Consider the following 26,607-nt stretch of genomic DNA (forward strand, 5'->3'; position numbering starts at 1 on the left):
GCGCTACTATGTGGACCGGTAGCGTATGAGCCAGATCACCGAAAAATCAAGGGGCGTCCGAAGTGAACAGCGTGCTCACGGCGTTGCGGGTTTTCGAGGCGGTCGCCGCGGCCCAACCGGCCGGGCTGAGCGAACTCGCGCGACGGCTCGAAGTCCCGAAGAGCACGGTGCAGCGCTGCCTCAAGACACTCGCCGAGGCGGGCTGGGTCCGCCCGGCTCCGGGCGACGGCGGGCGGTGGGTGATCACCGGGAAGGCGTTCAGCATCGGCAGCGCGGTCAGCTCGGGTCCGCGCCTGCGCGAGATCGCGCTGCCGATCCTCAGCCGGTTGCAGGCCGAAACGCGGGAGACGATCCACCTGACCGTGCCCGACGGCGGCGAAATGGTGCTGATCGAGCGGCTGGACAGCCCGCACCAGCTCCGCGCGTTCCTCCAGCTGGGCACGCGCCTGCCACTGCACGCGGCCTCGAACGGCAAGGCCTACCTCGCGTCACTGGACGACGAGGCCGTGGAGTCCTTCCTGGACAGCGAACTTCGCCAGGTCAGCGGGCACACGGTCACCGACCCCGGCGCGTTGCGACGGGAGGTGGAGGAGATCCGACGGCGCGGCTACGCCGTCACCAACGAGGAACTCCACGAGGGCATCGCCGCCGTGGCCGTCGCGATCCGGACGGCCGGCGGCGAAACCTGTGGCTGCTTCAGCGTCTCCGGCCCCACCACGAGGCTGACGCCCGATCTCTACGCGTCCTACGGTGAGAAAGCCCTTTCCGCGAAGGCGGAGATCGAGCGGTTCCTGTCCTACTGAGACTCCTCAGCCCTTGACCAGCTCGGCCCATTCACGCACGCGACCAGTGTCCACTTCGGACTCCCAGCCTCCGGGACGCACCGCGCTGCCGACGTGGAATCCCCGCACCCCACCGGCCCGCAGCAGGTGTACGTGCTGCGTCCGCAGACCGCCGCCGACGAGCAGCGCGGGGCCTTCGCGGCGGGTGAGCCGCTGCAGGACGGAAAGCCCGGAGCCGACGCCGTTCGGGTGCCCCGCGGTGAGCACGGTGTCGCAGCCGAGGTCGGCGAGCCAGTCGTAGGCACGCACCGGATCGCGAGAGCTGTCGATCGCGCGGTGGAACGTCCACGGCAGACCGTCGAGTTCCTTCGCCAGCACCCGGCAGGCCTCGACGTCGATCTCGCTGTCCGAGGTCAGGAACCCGAAGACGAACTCGCGCGCGCCCGCCTCGACGAGCGCGACGGCGTCGGCACGCAGTCCGTCGAGATCGATGGCGGCAAAAGAACCGTTGTCGCGCAACATGACCCGCACCGGAAGGTCGGTGGCCCCGAGCACGTCGCGCACCGTCGTGAGCGAGGGCGTGAGCCCGTCCTGCGCCATCTCCGTGACCAGTTCGAGACGATCCGCCCCGCCCGCCTGCGCGCGCTCCGCGTCGTTCGCGTCGAGCGCGATCACTTCCAGCAGGCCGGTCTCCGAGGTCATGGGTCTTCCGTTCGTTACGCCGTAGGAGTGTCGTCCCCGCGCGCGTGGCGGCCTCGCCGGAATCCGCCTTGAAGGCTCGACATCCGCTCGCGCACCGCTTCGGGGGAAAGCGAGAGTATCGGCTTCTGTGGCAGCGGTTTCCCCGGGGCTTGCCCTGGCTCGGCCGCGGGCAGGATCGGCCAGGTGTCCTCCGCGCCGTCCTCCTGTTCGAGTTCGGCGTGTGTCGGCCATTCGTGCGCGGCGGCGGACTGCTCCTCGACGGACTCCTCGGCGCTCGCCACGCGCGGCAGCGGCGCGGGCGGCGGTGTTTCCGGGTCGTACGGCGGAAACTGCGGATCGGTGGGCTCGTCCACACTGGCCTCGGCCGGGGTGACCTCGGGTTCCGGCGACGGCTCCGCGACCGGCTCCGGCGCCGCGGCGGGTTCCGCCGGTGGCAGCGCGTGCCGTGGTTCCGGCGCCACCGGACGCGGCTCGACGACCGGCACGGGTTCCGCGACCGGCATCGGTTCCGGTGCCCGCCGCGGCTTTTCCGGCTCGCTCGCGGCGTCGAACCACTTCGAAAGGACGTCACGGTAGGCGGGCATCCGCTCGGTCGGGACGTCGTGGTCGAGGGGCGACTCCTCGTCGGTGGACGGCCACTCCGGAGTGGTCTCGACCACTGGCGCGCGCCGCGGCGGGCCCGCCTCCGGCACCGGTCCGAACGGCGCGCCCTCGTCGGTCTCCTGCGACTCCTCGGGTTCCGCCACGAGCGGCGCCAGCGGGGCCAGCAGCTCCGGCGCGGGCTCGGCGGGCGGTTCGATGACCGGTGGCGGCGGTTCCGGCAGCGGCGGCGCCGCGACGATCAGCGCCGCCGGCACCACGACCGTCGCGACGAGCCCCTTGTCCTCGCCCGCCCGCAGCGTCACGTCGATGTGGTGGCGCGCGGCCAGTGTCGCGACGACGAACAGCCCCATCCGGCGCGACACCTCGACGTCGACGTCCGGCGGTTCGGCGAGCCGCGCGTTGGTCCGGTCGATCTCCGCCTGCGGCATCCCGGCGCCGCGGTCGGTGATCTCGATCCGCCACTCGCCGGAAGCGCCCTGCGTGCTCGACACCGTCACCGACGTGTTGTGCCCGGAGTAGCGGGTCGCGTTCTCCAGCAGCTCCGACACCACGTGCACGAGGTCGTTGACCGCCCCGCCGCGCACCGCGAGCTGGGGCGCCGCGCCGAGTTCGACGCGGCGGTAGTCCTCCACCTCGGACAGCGCGGCGCCGATGATCTCGTCGGCGACCACGGGACCGGTGTCGTCGCGCAGGAAGTCGGTCCCGGACAGGACCAGCAGGTTCTCGCTGTTGCGCCGCATCCGCGTGGCGAGGTGGTCGAGCTCGAACAGCCCGGCGAGCGTGGTCGGGTCCTCCTCGCGCGCCTCCATTCTGTCCAAAACGGACAGTTGGCGTTCGACGAGGTCCTGGCTGCGCTGCGAGAGGTTCACGAACATCGCGTTGACGTTCTCGCGCAGCAGCGCCTGCTCCCCCGCCAGCCGGACGGCTTCGCCGTGCACGGCGTCGAACGCCCGCGCCACCTGGCCGACCTCCTCGCGCGTGAACACCGGCACCGGCGCGACCGCCAGCCGGTGCCGCAGGTTCTCCGGCGCGGGCTCGGGATCGGTGAGCAGTCCTTCGACCGCCGCGGGCAGCCGGTGTTCGGCGACCTCCAGCGCGGTACGGCGCAGGATCCGCAGCGGCCGCAGCAGCGACCGCGCGATGACCACCGAGAGCACCCCGGCGACGAGCAGCACGCCGAGCACGGCGCCGCCGTCCCAGATCGCCGCCGTCCTCGCCGTCGCGGCGAGCGCGTCGGTCCGCTGTTGCAGCTGCACCAGCAGCGACTGCTGCACCCGGAAGGTCAGGTTGACCGTGTGCGTGGCCGAGGTGTCCCACTGGTCCGGGTCGAGCCCGCCGAGGCCCTGCCCGTTCGCGGCGCGGGTGATGGCCGATTCGACCATGTTGTTGCCGATGTCGACGACGAGGCCGATCACGGTGTCGTCGTACATCCGCTGCTGTTGCGGAGTCGCGAACGTGCGGTAGTCCGACCGCGCGGCGGCGAGCTCGGCCTCGGCGCCCAGCAGCGCGCGGGTGCGTTCGCGGTCGAGGTTGCCCGCCGCGAGCGCCTCCGCCATGACCGCCCGCTTGACCGACATCTGGTCCTTGATCCGCGCCAGCGCGTTGCCCGCGAGCCGCAGCCTGCCCAGCTCGGGATCGGAGACGTCCGCGGCGGCCGCGTCGCTGAGGTCGAGCACGCCGGAGACGACCCCGCTGTAGGAGCGCAGCACGGCGTCCGCCGGGTAGGCGGAGTGCTCGGCCGAGTACCGGATGCCGCCGAGCACGCGCAGCCGGTCGGACATCTCCTGCAGGCCACCCGCGGCCTGCACACCGAGCCGGGGCTTGCTGTCGGCCAGCGTCCGCTCGAAGGTCCCGATCGCCTTGTCGACACGCTGGCGCTGGGCGGCGAGGTCGCCGGTGGTGCCGGGCCGGTTGGACGCCACGTACCGGACCGTCAGGTCGCGTTCCCGCTGCAACTGCTGCACGACGTCGGCGACGGTGCTGTCGACACCGCCGCGCGTGGCGAACTCGGCGAGCTGGGTGGCTTCGCGGAGATCACTGTTGATGCGCAGGCCGACGAGTGTGACGACCGCCACTCCCGGCAGGAGCAGCACGGCGAACAGCTTGGTGCGCAGCCGCCAGTTCCGCAGCCGCCAGCGCCCCCCGGCCTGCGCCACCTGGGCATGCGGATCCGCCGCGTCGCCGCCCTTGCGGGGACGCTGGTCGCGACGGGTCACCTGGCTTCCTTTTCCCACCACGGGGACCTCACCCGTGGTCGACATCGAGAGACGGCTACTCGAACCTACTGGACAGTAGAACGTTCCGAGAAAGTCCGAAAGCCGCTCTGGTGGGCTGCGGCCCCGTCCGCGATCGTATGGGGGACGGACCCTAAGCTCCAGCAATCCGGGCAGATTCTCTCGGTAGGTGAGAGTGAATGATCATGCGCAGAATGGCAGTGTCACTGGCCGCGGTGCTGGCGACGGCGGGCTGCGGCGTGTTCGGCTCCACCGGCGCGAGTACCCCGGCGCCACTGGAACGGACCACGCTGCGCGTCGGGGTGGGCAACGCCATCGACACCGCGCCGCTGCGGATCGCCGTGGCGGACGGGAAGTTCGGTCAGGCGGGCCTGCACGTCGAACTCGTCGACGTCGGCCAGGACGACGCCCTGCCGAAGCTGTCCTCCGGCGAACTCGACGTCGCCTTCGCCAGTGACGTCTCGATGTTCCGCGCGGCCGCGGCGGGCGCTTCGCTGCAGTTGCAGGGAGAGGCCTACACCTCCGGCCCGAACACGATGGCGCTGGTCACCCTGCCCGATTCCGGCTACACCGTGCCCACCGGCAAGAAATCGCCGAAGATCGCGGTGAACATGATCGACGACGTCGGCGCGCTGGTCGCGAAGTCGGTGCTGGGCACGGCGGGCGTCGACGTCGACCGGGTGCAGCTCAAGCCCATCCCGTTCGAGCAGATGCCGCAGGCGCTGCAGGCCAGGACCGCCGACGCGGCCTGGATGGTCGAGCCGTACATCACCCGCGCGGAGAAGGAACTCGGCGCGCACATCCTCGCCGACGGCGACCGCGGCGCGACGCTGTCGTTCCCGATGTCGGCGTACGCGTCTTCGGGGATCTTCGCGCAGACGAACCCGCGTACGCTCGCGACGTTCCGTAAGGTGCTCGGCCAGGCGCAGGCCGACGCGGCCGATCCCGCGCGCGTACGCGAGGCTCTGCCCCGGTTTTCCACCATCGACCCGACCACGGCCGCGCTGATCTCGCTCGGCAGCTATCCGGTGGCGCTCAACGGCATCCGTCTGCAACGGGTCGCCGACCTGATGCACAACTCAGGCGCGCTCCCGAACCGCCTGGACGTCCAGGGCCTGCTGCCCCGGCAGGACGGTTAGATGCTCTGGCCCGCCGGGCTCAGGCACACCGTGCGCGCGGGCGGGCCCGCGTAGACCAGCGCGTCCTCCTCCGCACCACAGCCGTCCTCCGAGGAGGAGCCGAAGTGCACGGTCGCGCGGGCCCGCGCGGCCGGGTCGGTGCAGCTGACCTTACTGATGCGCACGTCGTCGTCGAGTTCGCGCAGACAGTCCCCGGAGGAGACGTTGAGCGCCAGGCACAACGTCTTCGACGCGTTCTTGCTCCCGGTGGTGCCGTAGATCCGGAAGCGCAGGTAGTCCCCGCCTCGGCAGGTGGACGGACCGCTGACGACGTTGTCGACCTTGTACGTCGCGCGCTGCTCCGAACAGGTGACGCCGTGATAGGCCTGCTGCCCGCTCGCCTCGTCGGTCAGGTAGACGCAGTTGCCCGCGACCGGCGTGCCGGACAGCCGGACCAGCGCCGCGACGCCGAACGCGGCACCCGACCCGGCGCCGAGCGCGACGACGAGGCCGGCCCCGATCAGGACCTTCGCCCGCGTGCTGACCGGCCGTCGCGCCGGGACCTGGGCCGTCGCGGGCGCGGCCGTGCCCGCCGCCGGATACTCCGGCGGCTGGAACGGATTGTGTTCGGGTGTCGGTGTCGTCACGGGTCCCCTCCTGTGCGTTCATCCTCCCACCAGCGGGGCACCGGTCGGAGCGCGGCTCGTGGAACGTATAAAGGGTGGTGTGACTGATGGCCCATTGATCGTCCAGTCCGACAAGACCGTGCTGCTCGAGGTCGACCACGCGATGGCCGACGACGCGCGCGTCGCGATCGCGCCCTTCGCCGAACTCGAACGGGCGCCCGAACACGTGCACACCTACCGGATCACCCCGCTGGCGCTGTGGAACGCCCGCGCGGCCGGGCACGACGCCGAGCAGGTCGTCGACGCGCTGACGACGTACTCGCGCTTCCCGGTACCCCAACCGCTGCTCATCGACATCGTCGACACGATGGGCCGTTTCGGGCGGTTGCAGATCGCCAACCACCCCGCGCACGGGCTGGTGATGACCACCACCGACCGCGCGGTGCTCGAGGAAATCCTCCGGCACAAGAAGATCAACCCGATGCTGGGCGCGCGGATCGACCAGGACACCGTGATCGTGCACCCGTCCGAACGCGGGCGGCTCAAGCAGATGCTGCTCAAGGTCGGCTGGCCCGCGGAGGATCTCGCGGGCTACGTCGACGGCGAGGCGCACCCGATCGCGCTCGACGAGGACGGCTGGGAGCTGCGCGACTACCAGCGTCAGGCGGCGGAAGCGTTCTGGGCGGGCGGTTCCGGCGTCGTCGTGCTGCCCTGCGGCGCGGGGAAGACGCTGGTCGGGGCCGCCGCGATGGCGAAGGCCGAGGCGACGACGCTGATCCTCGTGACGAACACCGTCGCCGGGCGGCAGTGGAAGCGCGAGCTGGTCGCCCGGACCTCGCTGACCGAGGAGGAGATCGGCGAGTACTCCGGGGAGAAGAAGGAGATCCGGCCGGTCACCATCGCGACGTACCAGGTGATCACGCGCAAGACCAAGGGCGAGTACAAGCACCTGGAACTGTTCGACTCGCGGGACTGGGGCCTCGTGGTCTACGACGAGGTGCACCTGCTGCCCGCGCCGGTGTTCCGGATGACGGCGGATCTCCAGTCGCGGCGCCGGCTCGGCCTGACCGCGACCCTGGTGCGCGAGGACGGCCGCGAGGGCGACGTCTTCTCGTTGATCGGGCCGAAGCGCTACGACGTCCCGTGGCGGGACATCGAGGCGCAGGGCTGGATCGCGCCGGCCGAGTGCACCGAGGTGCGCGTGACGCTCACGGATGCCGAGCGGCTGGCGTACGCGACCGCGGAAACCGAGGAACGCTACAAGCTCGCCGCCACGGCTGGCACGAAGACCCCGGTGATCAAGTCCATTGTGGACCGTCATGCCGGTGAGCCGACGCTGGTGATCGGGGCCTACCTCGACCAGCTGGAAATGCTGGGCGACGAACTCGACGCGCCGGTGATCCAGGGCGCCACGAAGAACCGCGAGCGCGAGGAGCTGTTCGACGCCTTCCGGCGCGGGGAGCTGAAGACGCTGGTGGTGTCGAAGGTCGCGAACTTCTCGATCGACCTGCCCGAGGCGTCGGTGGCCATCCAGATCTCGGGCACGTTCGGGTCGCGGCAGGAGGAGGCCCAGCGGCTGGGACGGCTGCTGCGTCCCAAGGGCGACGGGCGGCAGGCACACTTCTATTCGGTGGTGGCCCGTGACACGGTCGACACCGAGTACGCGGCGCACCGCCAGCGGTTCCTGGCGGAGCAGGGCTACGCGTACCGGATCGTGGACGCGGACGACCTCCTGCGCCCGCTGTAGCTCTTCGCCGTCGTTCCGTGAAGGCCCCTTTACCGGCATTGAGCGCCGGTAAGGGGGCCTTCACGGCATTGCGGTTTCCCCGCGGTCGGTCGGGCGGGCGCTGTGGGCGGGCGCCGCGGGACGGGCGGCCGGTTCGCCGGGCCTGTCCGGGCTCGGCTTCGCCGGGTCGGTCCGTGGGGGCCTCCCCGAGGGACTCCAGGTCCTTCGATGCGTCCCTCACGGACCGACGCCACGCCTGCGGGGCCCCCGCACCGGGCCAGGGGCGAACGCCCCTGAAGGCCACCTTGAGGGAGTCAGAGTCCCTCAAGGTGGCCTTCAGAGACCACTCACTGGGGGCGAGCGCCGGGGTGAGGATGTCTCGTGCGCGTCGTTGGAGACGTTCAACGTCCCCCACGCCCCGTTCGCGACGCCGTCACGAACACCACGCCCCCAACCCCGTCCGTGAATGCCACATTGAGGGACTCTGAGTCCCTCAATGTGGCATTCACGGACCGCTCCCTCGCACCCCGCCACCCGCCCACGCCCGGGTTGTCCACAACCGCCCCGGCTGTCCACAGATTCGCGACGCCCCCGTTTTCGTCACCCCTCCTCGATAGACTGATTTCGGGGTCGCCCCCCGGGTGGGAGGGGGACCGTCCGCGTGCGGGTGAGCCACGGCAGCGCAGTTGACCTGGGGTTTTGGGAAGCCTCCGATCGGGGTAGTGAAACTGTCGGTGGTTCGAACTAGTGTTCGTATCGGCAGCGCAAGCCGAACACCAGTTCGAGGGGAAGTCATGACCATCGCACCGATCCGCCCCGGCACCGGGGCCCCGCCGGTCCAGACCCTGCCACCCGGCCGCTGGCACGGCCGCCTCTGGGTGTCGGACACGCCGCTGGCGCGGCCGGAGCGCTATCTCGGCTGCGTCGCCGAGTTCGAGCGGTCCGGGTTGTGGCCGGTGCTGATTCCGCACGACCAGCGGTTCGCCGCCAACGGCGAGGACTGGATCGACGATCGCGGCAGGCTCGCGCCCGCGGAGCACCGGATCGGCTCGGCGGATCCGGAGTCGGTGCTCGCCCGCTGGTGGGACGGTTCGTGTTGCGAGGGCGCCTGCCTGCGTCCGTTCGGCGACCGCTTCCCCGGTCTGGCCCGGCGGACGGCCCGCAAGTCCGATCCGCTGGCCGAGGCGGGCAACACCGGCTCGGTGCTCGCCGCGCGCGGGCAGCACCGGCTCGGCCTTGTCCAGACCGAGCGACCTTCGGACATCCCGGCACTGCTCGGCTGGACCGGGATGATCAAGTCGACCGATCAGGTCGCCGAGCTGTCCGCGGTACTGCGCAGCTGGGAAGACCGCTTCGGCGCGACGCTGATCGTCCTCGGCTTCGATTCACTGGAGCTCTCCGTCGCGGCACCGCCCCGCACCCAGGCGCGGGCACTCACCGTCGCCGCCGAGCACCGCGCGTTCAGCCTGCCCACGTTCACCGGCCAGCCGGGCAACCTCCGCGAATACGCGGCGAGCCTGGTCCGCGCACGGCACTGGCGGTTCTCGTGGGCCTGACGACATGGGACTGACCACGCGCTCCGCCCGCATATCCCTGATTTCAACGCGCCTGGTTTCAACGCGCCTGGTTTCAACGCGCGCGCTTTCAGGACACGCGTCCGGTTTCCCCGGACACGCGTCCATGATCCACTCGCGCCGCCACGACCGGGCGCGTCAGCACACCATCCGGGGCCGGGCCGCCTTCTGGACGGCTCGCCGCCGCTGTCATCACCAGCACTTGCGCACCCGGCGCCACGGGTGACGGAAACCCAGCGACCGATGAGGAGCCAACCATGATTGCCAGCTTCCGCCGAATGGCCCAGTCCACCGGCTCGGGCTCACCCGACCGATGGGACTTCCATGCCTCACCGTGACCGGCGGCGGTGCCTTTCCCACGTCGAACGGCGGACGCCGACGGTCGACAGTCAGCGGACAGTGAGCGGCGTCGTGTTGAGTATGAACGCGGGGGCGGGTGGCCTGCGTGTTGTGACTGGGGGTCGACACGCGGGTCGCCCGCAGCAGGTTTCCGCGCGCGGGTCAGAAGCCGCTGACGAGCGCCGCGAGCTTGGCACGCACGTCGTCGGCGTCGGGATGACCGAGTTCGGTGAGCAACCGCACCGAACGCAGCCAGTAGTCCCGCGCCTCCGCCCGCGCGCCGTACCGCAGATGGATCGCACCGAGCTGGGCCAGCACATCTGCGGCCTCGTACTGCTCGCCCATGGTGAAGAACATGTCGACGGCCCGCCGCATGCACGCGATGCCCTCCTCCCGCCTGCCGAGTCCGATCAGCGCGGTTCCCCTGGTGTGCAAGGAGAACCGGTCGTCCTCGGGCCTGCCGTTCGGCCGCTCGACGGCGAGCGCGCTCTCCGCCAGCTCCAGCGCCTGCCCGTGGTCGCCCATCGTCGTGCAGATGTCGCCGAGCGCGCGCAGCACACTCGCCTCGAAAGCGCGGAGGCCGAGCTCCCGCACGATCCGCAACGCCTCGACTCCGTGCTCGTAGGCCCAGGGAAGGTCGTCGAGATTGTGCGCGGCCATCGCGAGGTTGTACCGCGCCCGCGCCTGTCCCTCGGCCGAACCGAGCTCACGCTGGATCGCCAGCACCTGTTCCAGGTACCGCCGCGACTCCGCGTAGTTCCTGGCCACCCCGTTGACGACACCGAGCCCGCTGAGGATGCCCGCCTCGCCCGGCCGGTTCCCCGCCGCCCGCGCGGCTTCGAGCGCGACCTCGAACACCGCGCGCCAGTCGTCGAGCCGGGCCTTCGCGGCGAAGTAGGACTGCGCGAGCCACGCGAGCTGCCAGCACTCGCCGTGCAACCCGAGGTCGCGGGCGAGGTGCACGGCCGCGATGACGTTGCCGCACTCGTCCCCGAACCAGTCCAGCGCCTCGTGGTAGTCACCGAACTCGCGCCCGCCCGCGCCGTCCGCGTCGAGCAGCCGGTAGAACCGCTCCGGGCGCATCGCCTGCGACGCGTTGAAAGCCGTGGCCAGGTACCAGCGGACCAGCCGCGTGAGCGCGGCCGTCCGCGTCCGGTCCTCGTCCACCCGTCGCGCGATCTCCCCCGCGTAGGCGCGGATCAGGTCGTGGAACTGGTACCGGCCGGGGCGCGGTTCGGCGAGCAGGTGCGCCGAGGTCAGCATGCTCAGCAGCAGCCGGGCCCGCGCCGGGTCCAGCCCCGCCGCCGCGGCCGCCGCGCGCGTGGTGAAGTCGGCGCCGGTGAAGGTCCCGAGCAGGCGCAGCAGACGCGCCGCCTCGGGGTCCAGCGCCTGGTAGGAGTGGGAAAACACCGCGCGGATGTTCGTCCCGTCGCCGTCCGAGAGATCGAACGAGCCCAGCCGGTCCGGTTCACGCTCGACCGCGGCGACGAACGCGCCGAGCGGCAGGTCCGGGAACTGTCCGGCCCGCACGGCGAGGATGCGGATCGCCAGCGGTAGCCCACCGCAGAACCGCACGAACCGCTCGGTCGCCACCGGATCCGCGCTCGTCCGGTCCACGCCGATCGTGGAGGCCAGCAGCGCGACGGCGTCCTCCTCGGCCAGCTCCGCCAGCGCGATCCGCCGCGCGCCGTGGGTCGCGACGAGCGCACGCAGCTGCCAGCGGCTGGTCACCAGCACCAGGCAGCCCGGCCCCGGCAGTAGCGGACGCACCTGTTCGGTGCTGTTGACGTTGTCGAGCAGGATCATCAGCCGTCGACCGGAGCTGTGCGTACGCCACAGCGCGGCCCGATCGTCCAGCCCGCAGGGAATCTCGTCGGCCGGGACACCGAGCGCGGTGAGCATCGTCTGCAGCGCGGCGAGCGGCTCGACCGGATCGCCGGGCCCGTAGCCACGCAGGTTCAGGTACAGCTGGCCGCCGGGGAAGCGTTCGCCGATCTCGTGCGCGAAGTGCACGGCGAGCGTGGTCTTCCCGATGCCGCCCATCCCCTCGATGGACGCGATCGGCGTCGACGTGCCGGCGTCCAGCGCCTCCGGCACCAGCGCGTGCAGCGCCTTGAGATCGCTCTCCCTGCCGGAAAACGCGCGCAGGTCCGCGGGCAGCTGGCGGGGCACCGGCGGCTCCGCGGCGAGCCGGTAGTGCGCGCGCTGGACACCGGCGACCTCCTCGTCCTCGCCGGTCAGGATCAGCTGCCGGGTGCGCTGCAACGAGGCGCCAGGGTCGAGGCCGAGTTCCTCGGCGAGCACGGAACTGATGCGGTCGTACACTTCGAGCGCTTCGGCGCGCCTGCCCGAGCGGTACAGCCCGATCATGAGCTGCTCGTGCAACCGTTCGCGCAGCGGGTTTTCCCGGGTGATCCTGGTCAGCGCGAGGATCAGCGTGCCGTACTCGCCGACCGCGAGCACCGCGTCGGCCCACTGCTCGCGCACCCGCAGCCGTTCCTCGGTGAGCTGGCCCGCCTCGTCGCGGTGCAGTGCCTCCGATTCCACGTTCTGCAGCGCGGGGCCGCGCCACTGCGCGAGCGCGTCGGCGTAGCAGGTGACAGCCTGGCGGAGTTCGCCGCGCTCCCCGGCGGCCTTCCCCTGCTCGGCCAGCGTGCGGAACCGGCTCAGGTCGAGCGCGCCCTCGTCCACCTCGATGACGTAGCCACCGCGCTCGGTACGCAGCGCCACCTGGTCACCGAGCGCGCGACGCAGCCGCAGGACGTAGGTCTGGAGCGCGCCCTTGGACCGGCGGCGGTCGTCGTCCCACAACCATCGGCCGAGTTCGTCGACCGACACGACCTGGTTGGCCCGCAACAGGAGCCCCGCCAGCACGATCAGCGGCCTGCTGCCGCCCAGCTGCAGCGGCCGATCCTCGGCCAAGACCTCGGCCGGACCCAGCACACGGAAATCGAGGCCCACGATCGTCATTCTGGCCGGAATCCTCCCGTCAAGCACGTGTTTCCCGCTGGTTCACCCCGGGTGGCATGATCGGCGACGATGAAGATCTACGCGATCCCGTTGCGCAACCGCTTCCGTGGCATCACGGTGCGTGAGGGCGTCCTGCTCCACGGTGCCGCCGGCTGGGGCGAGTTCTGTCCCTTCTCCGACTATTCCGACGCCGAAAGCGTTCCCTGGCTGGCCGCCGCGGTGGAGGCGAGCGAGCGCGGCTGGCCGGCGCCGGTGCGCGAACGGGTCGAGATCAACACCACCGTCCCGGTGGTCACCCCGGAGAAGGCACACGCGCTCGTCCGCGCGTCGGGCTGCCGCACCGCGAAGGTGAAGGTCGCGGATCCCCGGTCGTCGCTCGCCGACGACTGCGCGCGGGTCGAGGCGGTCCGCGACGCGCTCGGCCCGGCCGGGGCGATCCGCGTCGACGCGAACGCCGCGTGGGACGTGGCGACCGCGGTACCCGCGATCAAGGCACTGGACAGGGCCGCCGCCGGCCTGGAGTACGCCGAGCAGCCGTGCCCGGCGCTCGACGAGCTCGCCGAGGTACGTCGCCGCGTCGAGGTGCGGATCGCGGCCGACGAGTCCATCCGGCGCGCGGAGGACCCGTTGAAGGTGGCGGTGGCCGGTGCCGCCGACATCGCGGTGCTGAAGGTGGCGCCGCTGGGCGGCGTGCGGCGTGCGCTGGAGGTCGCCGAAGCCTGCGGACTGCCGTGCGTGGTGTCGTCCGCGGTGGACACCAGCGTCGGGCTCGCCGCCGGGCTGGCGCTGGCCGGTGCCCTGCCCGAACTCGGCTTCGCGTGCGGCCTCGGCACGATCTCCTTGCTGGCAGGCGATGTCAGCACCGGCTCACTGTCCCCTGTGGACGGACAGCTGCCGGTGCCCCGGCACGCGCCGGAACCGGACCTCGCCGACGCCGTGGCCGCGCCACCGGAGCTCGCGTCCGACTGGCGCGACCGGCTCGCCAGGGTACGCGCCCTGAGCTGAAGGGCTTGCCAACCAAGGGAAAGCCCTTCAGCTCACGCGGCCGCCCGCCACGAAGCCTGGTACGCCTCAACGAGCCAGGCGTCCGCCCAGGCCGTGTCCGGCTCCTCCGGCAGCGGCGACGCACCGCCGATCAGCCGCTCGAGCCGGTCCTCCAGATCCCGCGCGACTTCGAGCGCCTCCAGCCGGGAATGCCTGCCCTGTCGCAGATCCCGCAGCCACGAGCCCCACGGTTCGGGCACCGGCAACGTGATCTTCCCGGTCTCCAGCAGTTCCACGCCCTGGACACCGAGACGCACCATGTGCATCGCGTACTTGGTGTCGAAGCCGTACTTCTCGATCAGCTCCGGCCGGTTCAGCCGCGGGGGACGCTCGCCGGTCAGGTGCGCGCGCTGCGCGCGGGAATAGCCGAGGAACCGCAGTCCGGCCTTGCGCGAAACGATCCGCTCCGCGTTGGCCCGTAGCTCCCGGCCGAACTCGTCGATCCGCACGATCTCCTTGTCCGGCACGAACAACGGCAACAGCACGGTCGGGTTCCCGGTCAGCGCCAGCCGCATCCACTTGCGCAGCGAGTAGACGATCAGGTCGAGGTCGCCGGGCCCCGAGCGGACACCGTCGGGCTGGGTACGGAAAAGGTACTGCTCGAACCGGCGCAACCCCGCGACGTACTCGGCGGGCTCCACGCACAGGCCCATCTCGTCCCGGTCGTCCTGACCGGCGACGGCGGTGCCGTGCAGGCCGGAACCGACCTGGCAGCGCAGGATCGTGCCCCGTTCCGCGATGGCGGCGAACTCGGGACTGTCGTGTTTCATGCCCGAAGTTGTACCGTCCGGCCCCCTGCCCCGGCATCTGATTTACGCCGACCCCGAGGCCACTCAGGGTCGGACTCCAGGGTCCGGTTCCGGGCCGTTCCCCGATGTGGCAGGGCCCGCCGCGAGCGAACATTGAGCCATGACGAACAGCGTGTACACCCCGGAAAAGTCCATCAAGCAGCTCCGTCGCAGCCGGACCGACAAAATGCTCGCGGGCGTCTGCGGCGGTGTGGCCAAGTACTTCGGCGTCGACGCAGCGATCGTGCGGATCGGGCTCGTCGTCGGCACCTTCGTCTCGCTCGGCACGGCGCTCGTGGTCTACGCGGCCGCGGCGATCCTGATGCCCGAAGAGAACTCGGACTCCTGACAGCGGCGGGCGCCGGTGTCAGGGGGCCGGCGCCCGCCGAGACGGTCCGGGGTGCACCAGGGGGCATAACGGCCCGGAGGCGAAACCGCCTCCGGGCCTTTTGCCGTACTCGGCGGGGAGCCATCCTGGACGGGGGTGCCCGCCATGACCGTCGAACTCGGACCGCCGGTTCCGCCCGCCGTCGTCGCGGCGCGGGTGCTCGTCCCGCTGCTCGCGGCCGGGGTCGCCACGGTCACCGGCGCGATGTCCTACCTCTGGCAACTCCTGGCGCGCTGTGCCGGGGACCTGCTGACCGACGGCTGTCAGCGCCGGACGGACCTGGGGCCGGTGTGGTGGACGCTGCTGCCCGCGGCGGTCGGCGTCCCGTGCGCGATCGCCGCGATCGTGGTCGTGTTCACCACGAACCGGGCGGCGCGCGCCTGGACGGGCGGTCTCGTCCTGCTCGGCATCGGCGCCCTCCAGCCCGCCGCGCTGCTGCTGTTCTTCGCCGTGTTCTGAGCGGCCACGGCGAACGCCGGACAGCGGCCACCAGGTCGGCGCGCCGGGCGTCCTCCTGGCATGGACCCGTCCCCGGCGAACCCGCCGCCCGAGAACCCCGCGCTCGCCGCGATCGTCGTGTCCTGGCTCACCCGCCGCGCGGTCATCGTGTGGGGCTGGGGGCTGGGCCTGCTGGCGACCGGCGTGCTGATCCCGGTGCTGCTGTACCTGTACCCGGTGTCCTGAAACGGGCGAAGCCCGGTCCACCACGAGGGTGAACCGGGCTTCGCCGGGAAAAAGCAGCCGGACTCAGAAGTCCATGCCACCCATGCCACCGGACGGGTCGGCCGGAGCGGCGGCAGCCTTCTCCGGCTTGTCCGCGACGACAGCCTCGGTGGTCAGGAACAGCGCCGCGATGGAGGCGGCGTTCTGCAGCGCGGAGCGGGTGACCTTCGTCGGGTCCGGGACACCGGCCGCGAGCAGGTCCTCGTACTCGCCCGTGGCGGCGTTGAGGCCGTGGCCCTGCGGGAGGCCCTTGACCTTCTCCGCCACGACGCCGCCCTCAAGACCGGCGTTGACCGCGATCTGCTTGAGCGGCGCCTCGACGGCGACCTTGACGATGTTGGCACCGGTGGCCTCGTCGCCCACCAGCTTCAGGCCCGCGAAGGCGGCCTCGGCGGCCTGGATCAGGGCCACGCCACCACCGGCGACGATGCCCTCTTCCACGGCGGCCTTGGCGTTGCGCACCGCGTCCTCGATGCGGTGCTTGCGCTCCTTCAGCTCGACCTCGGTGGCGGCACCGGCCTTGATGACGGCGACGCCGCCGGCCAGCTTCGCCAGCCGCTCCTGGAGCTTCTCGCGGTCGTAGTCCGAGTCCGAGTTCTCGATCTCGGCGCGGATCTGGTTGACGCGACCCTGGATCTGGTCGGCGTCACCGGCACCCTCGACGATCGTGGTCTCGTCCTTGGTGATGACGGCCTTGCGCGCCTTGCCCAGCAGCGACAGGTCGGCGTTCTCCAGCTTGAGGCCGACGTCCTCGCTGATGACCTGGCCACCGGTCAGGATCGCGATGTCCTGCAGGATGGCCTTGCGGCGGTCACCGAAGCCCGGCGCCTTGACGGCGACGGACTTGAAGGTGCCACGCATCTTGTTGACGATCAGGGTGGCGAGCGCCTCGCCCTCGACGTCCTCGGCGATGATCAGCAGCGGCTTGCCGGACTGGATGACCTTCTCCAGCAGCGGCAGGACGTCCTTGACGGTGGAGATCTTGGAACCGAAGAGGAGGATGTACGGGTCCTCCAGCTCGGCTTCCTGACGCTCCGGGTCGGTCACGAAGTAACCGGAGATGTAGCCCTTGTCGAAGCGCATGCCCTCGGTGAGCTCGAGCTCGAGGCCGAAGGTGTTGCTCTCCTCGACGGTGACGACGCCTTCCTTGCCGACCTTGTCCAGCGCCTCGGCGATCAGCTCGCCGATGGTGCGGTCCGCGGCCGAGATCGAGGCGGTAGCAGCGATCTGCTCCTTGGTCTCGATCTGCACGGCGGCCTTGTGCAGCTGCTCGGTGACGGCCTCGACGGCCGCCTCGATGCCCCGCTTCAGGCTGATCGGGTCGGCGCCGGCGGCCACGTTGCGCAGGCCCTCGCGCACGAGCGCCTGGGCGAGCACGGTGGCGGTGGTGGTGCCGTCACCCGCGACGTCGTCGGTCTTCTTGGCAACTTCCTTGACGAGCTCGGCCCCGATCTTCTCCCAGGGGTCCTCGAGCTCGATCTCCTTGGCGATGGAGACGCCGTCGTTGGTGATGGTCGGCGCGCCCCACTTCTTCTCGAGCACGACGTTCCGGCCCCGCGGGCCGAGGGTCACCTTGACGGCTTCGGCGAGGGTGTTCAAGCCGCGCTCAAGACCGCGGCGGGCGTCCTCGTCGAACGCGATCAGTTTGGCCATTGTGGTGTGGTCCTCCGGTATTGGGCGCTGCTGGTCCGCCGCCAGCGCGACGGCAGCAGCAGGACACGTCCTACGGCCAGGCTCGGTGCCCGCGACGGACGACTGCCCCGGTAGGAGCGAGCCTCACCGTCCCGGCCTTCAGGCACGCGATCGGTGACCGCGCGCCTGGCACTCGACACTGCCGAGTGCCAGGTTCGTGTTTAGCACTCTCCGGGTGAGAGTGCAAGAACGCCAGGTCAGGAGCTCGGCTTGATCGAGATGGAGGTCGGCGGGGTCTTCAACGATGGTGACGGCGCGGTGGAACCCGAACCGCCGGGGCCGACCGGGATGTTCGGCGCGGTCGTCGCCGGTCCGCCGCCCCCGTTGCCCGAGTCCTTGCCGAACAGCAAGGTGCCGCCCACCACGAGACCGACCACCACGAGCACGCCCACGATGACGAGGATCCACTTGGTCGCGCCGCCGCGCTTGGCCTGTTGGAAGGTGTCCGCGCCCCCGGCGGGCACGGGCGGGCGCAGCCGCATCGGGTCGCCCTGCTGGCCGTACCCCGGCGGCGGGCCTTGCGGTGGCATCCCCTGCTGGCCGGGGTACCCGGGCTGCTGGCCGGGGTAGCCGTAGCCCTGCGGCGCCGGGCCCGGTTGACCGGGCGGCATGCCCTGCGGCGGATAGCCGTATCCCGGGGGCGGGCCCTGGGGCGGCATCCCCTGCGGGGGCTGCGAGGGCTGCCCAGGCGGCCCCTGCGGCGGCTGTGGTGGCTGACCGGGCAGTGGCCCCTGCGGCCCCTGTCCCTGGCCGTAGCCGGGCTGTTGTCCTCCGTACGGTTGCACGGGGCCCCCTTCTCCCTGCACTGCTGCGTTGTGCGGCGGTCCGGGACGCGCCGGAGCCTGCGTCGGCGCGGAGCCCGGCGGACCAGGTGGCTGGTCCGCCGTCGCGAGCGGGCCGAGGGCCTGCCGCGCCGCCGCGATCATCTCAACACAGCTGGGGAAGCGATCAGCGGGATTCTTGGCCATTCCCCGCCGGATCACCTCGTCGATCGCCCCCGGAAGGGCGACCACGCGGGCGATGGACGGCGGTTCGCCGTTGAGGTGCCCCTTGATCACGGTCGGGACGTCGCCCTTGAACGGCGGGCTCCCGGTGAGGCAGGCGTAGAGGACGCAGGTCAGCGCGTACTGGTCGGTCCGCCCGTCCAGCGGTTCGCCGCGCAGGTGCTCCGGGGCGGCGTAGGTGGGCGAGCCGAGGAAGTCCCCACCGCGCGTGCGGTGCCCGGTCGCGCCGCGCCTGGTCAGCCCGAAGTCGGCGACGTAGACGTGCTCGCGGGTGGTCTCCTTGCTGGTGACCAGCACGTTCGCCGGTTTGACGTCGAGGTGCACGAGACCGCGGTTGTGCAGCGTGTCCAGCGCGTCGGCGACCTGGTCGAGCAGGGACAACGCGCGGACGGGCGCGATGGGGCCGGAGGAGATCAGCCCGGCCAGGTCCCCGCCGTCGACCATGCGCATGGCGATGTACAACATGCCGTCGAGCTCGCCGAAGTCGTACAGCGGCACCACGTTGGCATGGTCGATCGCGGAGGTGTTGCGTGCCTCGTCCACGAAGCGCTCGCGGAACTCCGCGTCGGCCCCGAGGTGGTCACCGATGACCTTCAGCGCCACCTTGCGGCCGAGCCGGACGTCCGTGGCCTTGTAGGTCACGCTCATGCCGCCCTTGCCGAGCACCCCGTCGATCCGGTAGTTGCCCAGCCGGCGACCGGTGAGGTCCCCCGACACATCGCCTGTCACGCAGCGCAGCCTAACGCCCTGGTTTCGGAGGCTGCTTCCGGTTCGCCCAACCGGTCACTTTCCGGGTTAGGAAACTTTCCGTACGTCGGCCGCCTGGCTGCGCCCGTCCCGGCCCGACTGCACCTCGAACTCGACCCGGTCGCCTTCGTCAAGGGTCCGGAATCCCTCCGCCTGGATGGCCGAATAGTGGACGAAGACGTCCGGCCCTTCCGCGGATTCAATGAACCCGTATCCCTTTTCCGAGTTGAACCATTTGACGGTGCCGACTGCCACGGCGCCCTCCCTCGACACAAAGGATCCGCTGCCCGGCAACGGATGGAGTGCGGTTCACGCTACCGGAATTACGGGTGGCGGCAATGGGCAATTCGTCCCAAGGTCAGCTTCGGGAAAGACGACGGTTGCGGGCTTGTACCAGTACCGTGCCCGGACCGGCGAAGTCGAGCGCCAGCCCCTCGCCGGTCCGCAACGACTGCGCGCCACTGGGATCCACCGCCCGCAGCCTGCACTGCACGGTGTCCGGGTAGGCCAGCAGGTAGTCCGGGCTGACCGTGACGAGTTCCCCGCGCGCCAGCTCGAACTGCTCGGCAGGACCCGGCGCGGCCAGCACGAGCGGGCCGGTCCCGCTGTAGTGCTCCAGGAAACCGGAGTCCGCGCCGAACAACTGCTGCAGCTGTGGCCAGGTCTGGTCGTGCCGGACCGACGCCGGGCGCACGAGCAGCGCGTCGCGGTGGACCGACCAGCCGGTCGTGCCGTCGAATTCGAGCGGGTAGACGTCGCCGGGCACGACCGGCGCGAAGTCGATCCAGCCGCCGTCGCCGGGCGCGGTGAAGACCGACGGCCCGGTCCTGCCGGTCCGCACGCCGCCGCGCGCCGGCGCGGTTTCGGTGACGCCGTAGCTGCTCGCGAGCATCGTTTCCCCGGTGGCCTGCACCGCCTCCCCGGGATTGAGGAACACGCGGGCGACCCCGAAATTGGGCGTGTGCCTGGTGTGTACGCGCATGACTAGCGGCTCGGGACGTGACTCAGGATCCACCCGATTAGCGAGGACGGGTTACGCGTCTGCGTCATGACCTGGCCGGGACCCGCGAAGTCGAAGACGAGGCCCTCGCCGCTCTTCATGGACTGGATGATGCCGCTGGAAACCTTGCGGATCTGGTACTGCACGGTGTCGGCGTAGGCCACGACGTGCCCGGTGTCGATGGTGACGACCTCGCCCGGCTGCAGCGTGATCGTCTCCAGCGCGCCGTAGCAGGCGACGACGAGCTGTCCCTGCCCGGCGGCGTGGGTGAGGAACCCGCCCTCCCCGCCGAAGAGGTTCTTGAACCCGCCCCACTTCGTCTCGGTCTGGATCGCGTGCGAGGACGCGAGCCAGCAGCCGCGGGTGACGCACCAGCCGACCCTGCCGTCGAGCTCGACGACCTGGATGTCGCCGGGGAGGTTGGCCGCGACGTCGACCCAGCCGCCGTTCTGCGGGGCGGTGTAGGTGGAGATGAAGAACGACTCCCCGCCCAGCACGGCCCGGCCGAGCCCCTTCATGATCCCGCCCTGCGCCCGCGACTCGACCTGCACGCCGTAGCTGGTCGCCATCATGGCGCCGGACTCCACCCTGGCGGGCTCGCCGGGCGCGAGCATGAGACGGGCGACCGCGAACGACGGCTGCTGACGGACCTGAACCTGCATTTCTTCTCCCCGAACTCTCGTGTGACGCCGGGAGAGTGTTGCACGAGTGGCGCCTGCGGGGAGGATGGTCCACGTGATCTCCGTCGACGCCTACCGGGAACAGGTGGCCGAGCTGCTCGGCACCGCGCCCGCGACCACTGTCCCCCTCGCCGACGCCGCCGGGCTGATCCTCGCCGAGGACGTCCGTGCCGGGGTGTCGCTGCCGCCCTTCGACAACTCCGCGATGGACGGCTACGCGATCCGCGCCGCCGACGTCGCGGGCGCGGGCCGGGACACGCCGGTGGCGCTGCCGGTCGCCGACGACATCCCGGCGGGGCGGATCGACGTCGCGCCGCTGGCCGCGGGCACCGCGCACCGGATCATGACCGGCGCGCCGCTGCCGCCCGGCGCGGACGCCGTGGTGATGGTCGAGGACACCGACCGCGGCACGGAAACCGTGCGGATCTTCGCCCCGGCGGCCGCGAACGCGCACATCCGGCGGCTCGGCGAGGACGTCGCCGAGGGCACCGTGGCGTTGCGCGCGGGGACCGTGCTCGGGCACTCCCAGCTCGGGCTCGCCGCCGCCGTCGGACTCGCCGAGCTTCGGGTGCACCGGCCGCTGCGGGTGCTCGTCGCGTCCACCGGGTCGGAACTGGTCGACGCGCCGGAACCGTTGCGGCACGGGCAGATCTACGAGTCGAACAGCGTCATGCTGGCGGCCGCGATCCGCGGGCTCGGGTGTGCGGTCGAGGTGATCCGGAGCGTCGTCGACGACGTCGACGAGTTCCGCGCGGTGATCGAACCGAAGCTCGCCGACGCCGACCTGCTGGTGACCTCGGGCGGGGTCAGCGCGGGCGCGTACGAGGTGGTCAAGGACGCGCTGACCGGGCAGGGCGTCGAGTTCGCCAAGATCGCCATGCAGCCGGGCGGGCCGCAGGGCTCCGGGCGCTGGAACGGCGTGCCGGTGGTGACTCTGCCGGGCAACCCGGTGAGCGTGCTCGTGTCGTTCGAGGCGTTCCTGCGGCCGGCGCTGCTCACCGCGCTGGGACACACCGACGTCGACCGGCGGCGGGTGCGGGCGCGGCTGACCGAGTCGATGACCTCGCCGCGCGGCCGCCGCCAGTACCGCCGTGGCGTCTACACCCCGGTCCTCGGCGAGGTCACCGGGATCGTCGGGCCGAGGGGCGGGCCGGGTTCGCACCTGCTCGCCGCGTTCACGCAGGCGAACTGCCTGATCGTGCTCCCGGAGGACGTCGACGCGGCCACCGAGGGCGAAGAGGTCGACGTCCTGCTGCTCTAGGGCACGCGCGCGGGGAAGTCGCGGCGGGCGCGGAACGGGCCGCGCATCAGCAGGCCGAACGCGACGAGCTGCACGCCGCCCATCAGCCACATCGTCGGCCGCACGCCGAGAACCTCGCCGAGCAGGCCGCCGAGGAACGCGCCGAGCGGGATCGTGCCGTAGTTCACCGCGGCGTAGGTCGCGGTGATCCGGCCGAACAGCTCGGGCGGGTAGTACCGCTGGCGGAACGTGCCGAGCAGGACGTTCGACACGGCCAGCCCGGACCCGAGCCCGAACCCGGCGGCGGCGAGGAACACCAGCCCGGCGCCGCCGCTCGCGAACGGCCCGAGCAGCATCATCGGCGCAGCCACGCCCTCGCCGATCAGGAACGCCCGCGCGGTACCGAACCGCGCCGCCAGCCGCCTGGTGACCAGCGCGCCGCACACCCCGCCCGCCCCGTCCACCGCCAGCACCAGACCGATCTGGCCGGGACCCGCACCGAGGTCCCTGGCGAAGAAAACGATCTGGATCGCCTGATATCCGTCCAGGGCGAGATTCGAAGTGGCACCAAAGATCATCAATGGCCGCAGATACGGATCCCGTGCCACAAAACGAATTCCCTCGCCGATTTCTGCGCGAAGCCGCCGCTTTTCCACGAATGGCTTGTTTTCTTTCGTACGAACGAAACTCAGGCACAAAACCGAGACCCCGAAGCTGACGGCGTCGACGAGAATCCCGCTCACCGGTCCGAACACCTTCGCCAGCACCCCGGCGACTCCCGGCCCGGCGATGTCGGCGGCACAGTCGCTCCCCAGCAGCTTGGCGTTGGCCTCCTGCAGATGCGCGTCCTCGACCAGTGCGGGCAGATAGGCGCGGTAGGCCAGCGTGAAGAACACCTTCGTGATCCCGCCGAGCAGCGCCGCGACCAGCAGATACGACATGGTGAGCGCCCCGGACACGGCCATGACCGGGACACTGCCGAACACCAGCGCCGACACCGTGTTGCAGGTGAGCATCACCGGCCGCTTGGCCAGCCGGTCCACCCACGCCCCCGCCGGGAGCCCGACCAGGAGCCACGGCAGCCAGGCCACCGCGGCGAGCAGCCCGACCATGAACGTGCTCGCCCGCAGGGTCACGACCGCGACCAGCGGCAGCGCGGTGCTCGCGACCGCGCTGCCGAGCAGGCTCGCCGTCTCACCCGCCCAGAGCAGCCGGAAGTCCCGGTGCCGCCACAGGCCCGGCCGGACAAGCGTCGTCACGGCTGACCGAGTGAAGCCCGCGCGGCCAGGAAGACGGGACGCCGCTCGACGCCGTCGTCCGGAAGCGCCCGATCCGAGTACTCCCGGAACAACGTCAGGATCCGCGTGCTCAGCTCGTCCAGTTCGGCCGCGGACAGCCGGACCCAGGTTTCGTTGGCGAACCACGCGGCCTGCCACTCGACGGGGTAACTCTCCCGGTCGGCCAGCCACTGCCGTGCGATCGTGGTCTCGCGGTCCAGGCTGAGGAACTCGGCGGCGTCGGCGATCGGGTCGCCGGGGAAGTCCAGGGCGTCCCAGCTCAGCCCGCGCGGCACCCGCCGCCACCAGCGCTCCCGGCGGTCGCGTGCCAGTTCCGGCGCCTCTTCGACGAGTTCACTGGTGGCCAGCACCTTCAGGTGATGGCTGATGTTTCCGACGGCCTGGCCCGTCTTCTCGGCGAGCACCGACGCCGTCGCCGGGCCGTCGAGTTTCAGCAGGTCGAGCAGGCGGCGGCGCAGCGGATGGGACATCGCGGCCAGCACCCGCGAGTCGCGGATGTCGTGGGCCTCACGTTCGGGCATGCCCACAAGAATAGTTGCACAACAGTTCTTGTTCAATAACTCTTGTACAGTTGCGGGGCGCGGTCGCCGGTAGGCTCGGATCATGGGAATCCTGACCTGGATCATCTTCGGCGCCCTGGCGGGCTGGGCGGCGAACGTGGTGGTGGGCGGCCGCGAACGGCGTCGCCAGGGTTGCCTGGTCAGCGTGCTCGTCGGGATCGTCGGCGCGGCACTCGGCGGCTTCGTCTACCGGATCGCCACCGGGCACACCAAGGACTTCGAGTTCGACTTCCCCAGCTTCGGCGTCGCGATTCTCGGCGCGATCCTCCTGTTGCTGATTCTCCGGCTGGCGTCCGGCTGGGCCAGCCGTAACCGTTCGTAACATTTGGCCCACGATCGGCAACCGTCGCCGCTCGGCCGATTAGAGTAGACGTTTCCCCTGTTCCCGCGCTCGGGTGCGTGCGCCGTCGGGGGGCGCATGCACCCGGCGCTCCCGGCCTGCCCGCGCCACGATCTCGGCCGCCTGCCCCGGGTCCACCAGCGTGGGGATCGGCACCGCCACGATGTCCCGCTGCCAGGCCGTGAACAGCTCGGCGAGCTCTTCGTCGGCTGGTTCGAGACAGGCTGACATGGATTCCCTCTACTGGTCCGGCGGGCGCCCTAGCGGCCCTAACTACCGTGTGTTATCGGCGTCGGCGACCGGCTGTTATCCCGATGTGGTCACCCCCACCCCGCCGGGGAACCCCGCACGGGGGAGGCGTGGCCCGCCGACCAGGGGCGTGCGGACCCGCCGGACGCACCGGGCGGTAGCGTTGGGCCGTCACCACCGGCCGCCGGACGGCGCCGCCGGAGTTCACGCCGACCACGAATTGCGGAGAGCCCACTCATGAGCGGCAACCGGCCGGAGGCAGGCGGTAACCCCCTCGCGCACGCCATCGAACTGGCCAGGGAGACCGTGCCGCCGATGCACCCCGCTGGCCGTCCGTTCGTGTACGGCGGACTGGCCGCCACCCTGCTGCTGCGCCGGCTCTCGAAGCCCCTTGGCGTGGTCGGCGCGCTGACCACCGCCGCCATGGCGGCGTTCTTCCGCTCGCCCAAGCGCGTCGCCCCGAGCCGGGGCGGCATCGCGGTGGCCTCCGCCGACGGTCTCGTCTCCCTCATCGAGGAGGCCACCCCGCCGCCGGAGCTCGGGCTGCCCGCCGAGCCGCGGATGCGGGTGAGCGTCTTCCTCTCCGTGTTCGACGTGCACGTCCAGCGCACGCCCGCGAACGGCGTGATCGAGCGGATCGCGTACCGGCCGGGCAAGTTCCTCTCCGCGGACCTGGACAAGGCGAGCGAGGACAACGAGCGCAACTCCGTGCTGCTGCGCACCGAGGACGGTCACGAGCTGGTCATGGTGCAGATCGCCGGGCTGGTGGCGCGCCGCATCCTGTGCGAGATCCACGAGGGCGACAAGGTCGGCGTCGGCGAGACGTACGGCATCATCCGCTTCGGCTCCCGCGTCGACCTGTACCTGCCCGAGGGCAGCAAGGTGCTCGTCGAGAAGGGCCAGCGCACGGTCGGCGGCGAGACCGTGATCGCCGAACTCCCCGCAGTCCCGGCGAAGGGCTGAGCCATGGTCCGCGTGACCACCCCCGGCGTCCGGCTGCTGCCGAACGCCATCACCGTGCTGGCCCTGTGCGCCGGTCTGTCCGCCGTGCAGTTCGCGCTGACGCACAACTACGGGATGGCGATCGCCTCGATCGGCATCGCCGCCGTGCTCGACAGCCTCGACGGCCGGATCGCGCGGCTGCTCGACGCGACGTCGAAGATGGGCGCCGAGCTGGACTCGCTGTCCGACGGAATCTCGTTCGGCGTGGCCCCCGCGCTGGTGCTCTACGTCTGGCAGCCGGGCGCGGACAAGACCGGCTGGGTCGCGTCGCTGATCTTCGCGGTGTGCATGATCCTGCGGCTCGCGCGGTTCAACACCCTGCTCGACGACACCGAGCAGCCGCCTTACGCGAACGAGTTCTTCGTCGGCGTCCCGGCGCCGGCGGGCGGCCTGCTGGCGATGCTGCCGCTGATCGTCACGATGCACTTCGGCACCGGCTGGTGGTCCTCGGAGTACCTGACCTGGGCCTGGATGGTCGCGATCGCGGCGCTCTCGATCAGCCGCATCCCGACGCTGTCGCTGAAGACGGCGAAGGCACCGCCCAAGGCGATCGCGCCGCTGCTGGTGATCGTCGGCATCCTGGCCGCGGCGATCATCCAGTTCCCGCTGGTCGCGCTGGCCATCGCGCTGATCCTGTACCTGGCGCACATCCCGTACTCGGTCTACCGGCACCGCTGGCTGGCCGCGCATCCCGAGGCGTGGGCCGTGCCGCCGCGCGAGCGCCGGGCCATCCGCCGGGCCAGGAGCGCGCGGCGGCTCGGGCTCCGGCCGCCACTGCGGCGCCGGGTGGCCGGCGCGATGCGTGCGGTCCGGCTGCCCCGCAACGGTGTCGAGCACATGCGGACGTCCCGGTCGCCGGGGCGGGAGAACACGCAGAACGGCGACGGCCACGCCCGGCGGCGCAGCTGGCGGCGCATCGGCATCCGCCCCCGCAACCGCGACTGAGCTCCCTTCGTTCCGTGAAGGCCTCCTTCCGCTGCGAAGGGGGCCTTCACGGCTTCAGGCGGGGCTGCGGGCGGGAAATGCACCGAGGGACGCCCTGGGTGCGTTGGCTGCACCGAGGGACGCCTTCGGTGCATTGACCGCACCGAAGGCGTCCCTCGGCACACGGCACCCCGTCGGTCACCCAGCCCGCGCCCCCGCACCCCGCCTCGCCGGTCATTCCCGCTCGGTCATGC

25 protein-coding genes are annotated in these 26,607 nt (G+C 71.3%); 12 read left to right on the forward strand and 13 right to left on the reverse strand.

What is annotated here, in order from left to right:
- The first annotated feature begins 62 nt into the window (after positions 1 to 62).
- Positions 63 to 803 (forward strand): IclR family transcriptional regulator, encoded by a 741-nt coding sequence (locus tag ABD987_RS18425; protein WP_345394455.1) that lies wholly within the window; start codon positions 63 to 65, stop codon positions 801 to 803.
- 6 nt (positions 804 to 809) lie between these two features.
- Here the strand turns inward: ABD987_RS18425 and ABD987_RS18430 are convergent, their stop codons facing one another.
- Both ABD987_RS18430 and ABD987_RS18435 read right to left on the reverse strand, forming a co-directional pair.
- Positions 810 to 1,484 (reverse strand): copper homeostasis protein CutC, encoded by a 675-nt coding sequence (locus ABD987_RS18430; protein WP_345394458.1) that lies wholly within the window; start codon positions 1,482 to 1,484, stop codon positions 810 to 812.
- A 14-nt stretch (positions 1,485 to 1,498) separates the two neighbouring features.
- Positions 1,499 to 4,303 carry a sensor histidine kinase gene (locus tag ABD987_RS18435; protein WP_345394461.1) on the reverse strand — a complete coding sequence of 935 codons (2,805 nt, stop codon included), beginning with the start codon at positions 4,301 to 4,303 and terminating at the stop codon, positions 1,499 to 1,501.
- A 197-nt stretch (positions 4,304 to 4,500) separates the two neighbouring features.
- On the opposite strand from ABD987_RS18435, the gene ABD987_RS18440 reads away from it, so the two are divergent.
- Positions 4,501 to 5,460: an ABC transporter substrate-binding protein gene (locus ABD987_RS18440; protein ID WP_378214078.1), complete on the forward strand. Its 960-nt coding sequence runs from the start codon at positions 4,501 to 4,503 to the stop codon at positions 5,458 to 5,460.
- Here ABD987_RS18440 and ABD987_RS18445 read toward each other — a convergent pair.
- Positions 5,457 to 6,086, reverse strand: a complete 630-nt coding sequence (locus tag ABD987_RS18445) for an LppU/SCO3897 family protein (protein ID WP_345394468.1) — start codon at positions 6,084 to 6,086, stop codon at positions 5,457 to 5,459. The genes ABD987_RS18440 and ABD987_RS18445 overlap by 4 nt on opposite strands.
- A gap of 79 nt (positions 6,087 to 6,165) precedes the next feature.
- On the opposite strand from ABD987_RS18445, the gene ABD987_RS18450 reads away from it, so the two are divergent.
- Positions 6,166 to 7,812, forward strand: a complete 1,647-nt coding sequence (locus ABD987_RS18450) for a DNA repair helicase XPB (protein WP_345394471.1) — start codon at positions 6,166 to 6,168, stop codon at positions 7,810 to 7,812.
- Positions 7,813 to 8,585: 773 nt separating this feature from the next.
- Positions 8,586 to 9,347, forward strand: a complete 762-nt coding sequence (locus ABD987_RS18455; RefSeq protein WP_345394474.1) for a DUF4253 domain-containing protein — start codon at positions 8,586 to 8,588, stop codon at positions 9,345 to 9,347.
- Between the two features lie 519 nt (positions 9,348 to 9,866).
- On the opposite strand, the gene ABD987_RS18460 is transcribed toward ABD987_RS18455, so the two are convergent.
- The gene (locus ABD987_RS18460) at positions 9,867 to 12,674 is read right to left on the reverse strand and encodes an AfsR/SARP family transcriptional regulator (RefSeq protein WP_345394477.1); all 2,808 of its coding nucleotides are present in this window, start codon (positions 12,672 to 12,674) and stop codon (positions 9,867 to 9,869) included.
- A gap of 69 nt (positions 12,675 to 12,743) precedes the next feature.
- On the opposite strand from ABD987_RS18460, the gene ABD987_RS18465 reads away from it, so the two are divergent.
- Entirely contained in the window at positions 12,744 to 13,679 is a 936-nt protein-coding gene (locus ABD987_RS18465) for an o-succinylbenzoate synthase (RefSeq protein WP_345394481.1), read from the forward strand.
- Positions 13,680 to 13,711: 32 nt separating this feature from the next.
- Here ABD987_RS18465 and ABD987_RS18470 read toward each other — a convergent pair whose 3' ends face one another.
- On the reverse strand, positions 13,712 to 14,488 hold the full coding sequence (locus ABD987_RS18470; RefSeq protein ID WP_345394484.1) for a nucleotidyltransferase domain-containing protein: 777 nt from the start codon (positions 14,486 to 14,488) through the stop codon (positions 13,712 to 13,714).
- A 139-nt stretch (positions 14,489 to 14,627) separates the two neighbouring features.
- Between ABD987_RS18470 and ABD987_RS18475 the strand changes: the two genes are divergently transcribed.
- The 3 genes from ABD987_RS18475 (at position 14,628) to ABD987_RS18485 (ending at position 15,578) form a co-directional block, all read left to right on the forward strand.
- Positions 14,628 to 14,855: a PspC domain-containing protein gene (locus tag ABD987_RS18475; RefSeq protein ID WP_345394487.1), complete on the forward strand. Its 228-nt coding sequence runs from the start codon at positions 14,628 to 14,630 to the stop codon at positions 14,853 to 14,855.
- A 144-nt stretch (positions 14,856 to 14,999) separates the two neighbouring features.
- Positions 15,000 to 15,353, forward strand: coding sequence for a hypothetical protein (locus ABD987_RS18480; RefSeq protein WP_345394490.1), 354 nt, complete (start codon positions 15,000 to 15,002; stop codon positions 15,351 to 15,353).
- A 60-nt stretch (positions 15,354 to 15,413) separates the two neighbouring features.
- On the forward strand, positions 15,414 to 15,578 hold the full coding sequence (locus ABD987_RS18485; RefSeq protein ID WP_345394493.1) for a hypothetical protein: 165 nt from the start codon (positions 15,414 to 15,416) through the stop codon (positions 15,576 to 15,578).
- 63 nt (positions 15,579 to 15,641) lie between these two features.
- On the opposite strand, the gene groL is transcribed toward ABD987_RS18485, so the two are convergent.
- From groL to ABD987_RS18510, 5 genes are all read right to left on the reverse strand, one after another.
- Positions 15,642 to 17,270, reverse strand: coding sequence for a chaperonin GroEL (groL, locus tag ABD987_RS18490; protein WP_345394496.1), 1,629 nt, complete (start codon positions 17,268 to 17,270; stop codon positions 15,642 to 15,644).
- A 236-nt stretch (positions 17,271 to 17,506) separates the two neighbouring features.
- Positions 17,507 to 19,042, reverse strand: coding sequence for a serine/threonine-protein kinase (locus tag ABD987_RS18495; protein ID WP_345394499.1), 1,536 nt, complete (start codon positions 19,040 to 19,042; stop codon positions 17,507 to 17,509).
- Between the two features lie 66 nt (positions 19,043 to 19,108).
- Positions 19,109 to 19,315: a cold-shock protein gene (locus ABD987_RS18500; RefSeq protein WP_204093028.1), complete on the reverse strand. Its 207-nt coding sequence runs from the start codon at positions 19,313 to 19,315 to the stop codon at positions 19,109 to 19,111.
- A 103-nt stretch (positions 19,316 to 19,418) separates the two neighbouring features.
- A complete protein-coding gene (locus ABD987_RS18505; RefSeq protein WP_345394503.1) occupies positions 19,419 to 20,042 on the reverse strand; it encodes an AIM24 family protein in 624 nt (207 codons plus the stop codon).
- Positions 20,043 to 20,044: 2 nt separating this feature from the next.
- The gene (locus ABD987_RS18510) at positions 20,045 to 20,722 is read right to left on the reverse strand and encodes a TIGR00266 family protein (protein WP_345394506.1); all 678 of its coding nucleotides are present in this window, start codon (positions 20,720 to 20,722) and stop codon (positions 20,045 to 20,047) included.
- 73 nt (positions 20,723 to 20,795) lie between these two features.
- Here ABD987_RS18510 and moeA point away from each other — a divergent pair, with 73 nt between their 5' ends.
- Entirely contained in the window at positions 20,796 to 22,001 is a 1,206-nt protein-coding gene (gene moeA / locus ABD987_RS18515; RefSeq protein ID WP_345394509.1) for a molybdopterin molybdotransferase MoeA, read from the forward strand.
- Here the strand turns inward: moeA and ABD987_RS18520 are convergent.
- Positions 21,998 to 23,239, reverse strand: a complete 1,242-nt coding sequence (locus ABD987_RS18520) for an MFS transporter (RefSeq protein ID WP_345394512.1) — start codon at positions 23,237 to 23,239, stop codon at positions 21,998 to 22,000. The genes moeA and ABD987_RS18520 overlap by 4 nt on opposite strands.
- The gene (locus ABD987_RS18525; RefSeq protein ID WP_345394515.1) at positions 23,236 to 23,799 is read right to left on the reverse strand and encodes a helix-turn-helix domain-containing protein; all 564 of its coding nucleotides are present in this window, start codon (positions 23,797 to 23,799) and stop codon (positions 23,236 to 23,238) included. The genes ABD987_RS18520 and ABD987_RS18525 overlap by 4 nt, the downstream gene beginning before the upstream one ends.
- Before the next feature lie 82 nt (positions 23,800 to 23,881).
- On the opposite strand from ABD987_RS18525, the gene ABD987_RS18530 reads away from it, so the two are divergent.
- Entirely contained in the window at positions 23,882 to 24,160 is a 279-nt protein-coding gene (locus ABD987_RS18530; protein ID WP_345394518.1) for a GlsB/YeaQ/YmgE family stress response membrane protein, read from the forward strand.
- Positions 24,161 to 24,199: 39 nt separating this feature from the next.
- On the opposite strand, the gene ABD987_RS18535 is transcribed toward ABD987_RS18530, so the two are convergent.
- Positions 24,200 to 24,409: a hypothetical protein gene (locus ABD987_RS18535; RefSeq protein WP_345394521.1), complete on the reverse strand. Its 210-nt coding sequence runs from the start codon at positions 24,407 to 24,409 to the stop codon at positions 24,200 to 24,202.
- A 255-nt stretch (positions 24,410 to 24,664) separates the two neighbouring features.
- Between ABD987_RS18535 and ABD987_RS18540 the strand changes: the two genes are divergently transcribed.
- Positions 24,665 to 25,390: a phosphatidylserine decarboxylase gene (locus ABD987_RS18540; RefSeq protein ID WP_345394523.1), complete on the forward strand. Its 726-nt coding sequence runs from the start codon at positions 24,665 to 24,667 to the stop codon at positions 25,388 to 25,390.
- A gap of 3 nt (positions 25,391 to 25,393) precedes the next feature.
- Entirely contained in the window at positions 25,394 to 26,374 is a 981-nt protein-coding gene (gene pssA, locus ABD987_RS18545) for a CDP-diacylglycerol--serine O-phosphatidyltransferase (RefSeq protein ID WP_345394525.1), read from the forward strand.
- Positions 26,375 to 26,607 lie beyond the last annotated feature (233 nt).

It is taken from the genome of Amycolatopsis samaneae, from assembly GCF_039541975.1.
Classification (GTDB): domain Bacteria; phylum Actinomycetota; class Actinomycetes; order Mycobacteriales; family Pseudonocardiaceae; genus Amycolatopsis; species Amycolatopsis samaneae.

Excerpts from the sequence above, each read along its gene's own strand:
- ABD987_RS18430 (WP_345394458.1), bottom strand. The coding sequence starts at position 1,484 with ATGACCTCGGAGACCGGCCTGCTGGAAGTGATCGCGCTCGACGCGAAC.
- ABD987_RS18440 (WP_378214078.1), top strand. The coding sequence starts at position 4,501 with ATGATCATGCGCAGAATGGCAGTGTCACTGGCCGCGGTGCTGGCGACG.
- ABD987_RS18455 (WP_345394474.1), top strand. The coding sequence starts at position 8,586 with ATGACCATCGCACCGATCCGCCCCGGCACCGGGGCCCCGCCGGTCCAG.
- ABD987_RS18460 (WP_345394477.1), bottom strand. The coding sequence starts at position 12,674 with ATGACGATCGTGGGCCTCGATTTCCGTGTGCTGGGTCCGGCCGAGGTC.
- ABD987_RS18465 (WP_345394481.1), top strand. The coding sequence starts at position 12,744 with ATGAAGATCTACGCGATCCCGTTGCGCAACCGCTTCCGTGGCATCACG.
- ABD987_RS18470 (WP_345394484.1), bottom strand. The coding sequence starts at position 14,488 with ATGAAACACGACAGTCCCGAGTTCGCCGCCATCGCGGAACGGGGCACG.
- ABD987_RS18475 (WP_345394487.1), top strand. The coding sequence starts at position 14,628 with ATGACGAACAGCGTGTACACCCCGGAAAAGTCCATCAAGCAGCTCCGT.
- ABD987_RS18480 (WP_345394490.1), top strand. The coding sequence starts at position 15,000 with ATGACCGTCGAACTCGGACCGCCGGTTCCGCCCGCCGTCGTCGCGGCG.
- ABD987_RS18485 (WP_345394493.1), top strand. The coding sequence starts at position 15,414 with ATGGACCCGTCCCCGGCGAACCCGCCGCCCGAGAACCCCGCGCTCGCC.
- groL (WP_345394496.1), bottom strand. The coding sequence starts at position 17,270 with ATGGCCAAACTGATCGCGTTCGACGAGGACGCCCGCCGCGGTCTTGAG.
- ABD987_RS18505 (WP_345394503.1), bottom strand. The coding sequence starts at position 20,042 with ATGCGCGTACACACCAGGCACACGCCCAATTTCGGGGTCGCCCGCGTG.
- ABD987_RS18510 (WP_345394506.1), bottom strand. The coding sequence starts at position 20,722 with ATGCAGGTTCAGGTCCGTCAGCAGCCGTCGTTCGCGGTCGCCCGTCTC.
- ABD987_RS18525 (WP_345394515.1), bottom strand. The coding sequence starts at position 23,799 with ATGCCCGAACGTGAGGCCCACGACATCCGCGACTCGCGGGTGCTGGCC.
- ABD987_RS18530 (WP_345394518.1), top strand. The coding sequence starts at position 23,882 with ATGGGAATCCTGACCTGGATCATCTTCGGCGCCCTGGCGGGCTGGGCG.
- ABD987_RS18535 (WP_345394521.1), bottom strand. The coding sequence starts at position 24,409 with ATGTCAGCCTGTCTCGAACCAGCCGACGAAGAGCTCGCCGAGCTGTTC.
- ABD987_RS18540 (WP_345394523.1), top strand. The coding sequence starts at position 24,665 with ATGAGCGGCAACCGGCCGGAGGCAGGCGGTAACCCCCTCGCGCACGCC.
- pssA (WP_345394525.1), top strand. The coding sequence starts at position 25,394 with ATGGTCCGCGTGACCACCCCCGGCGTCCGGCTGCTGCCGAACGCCATC.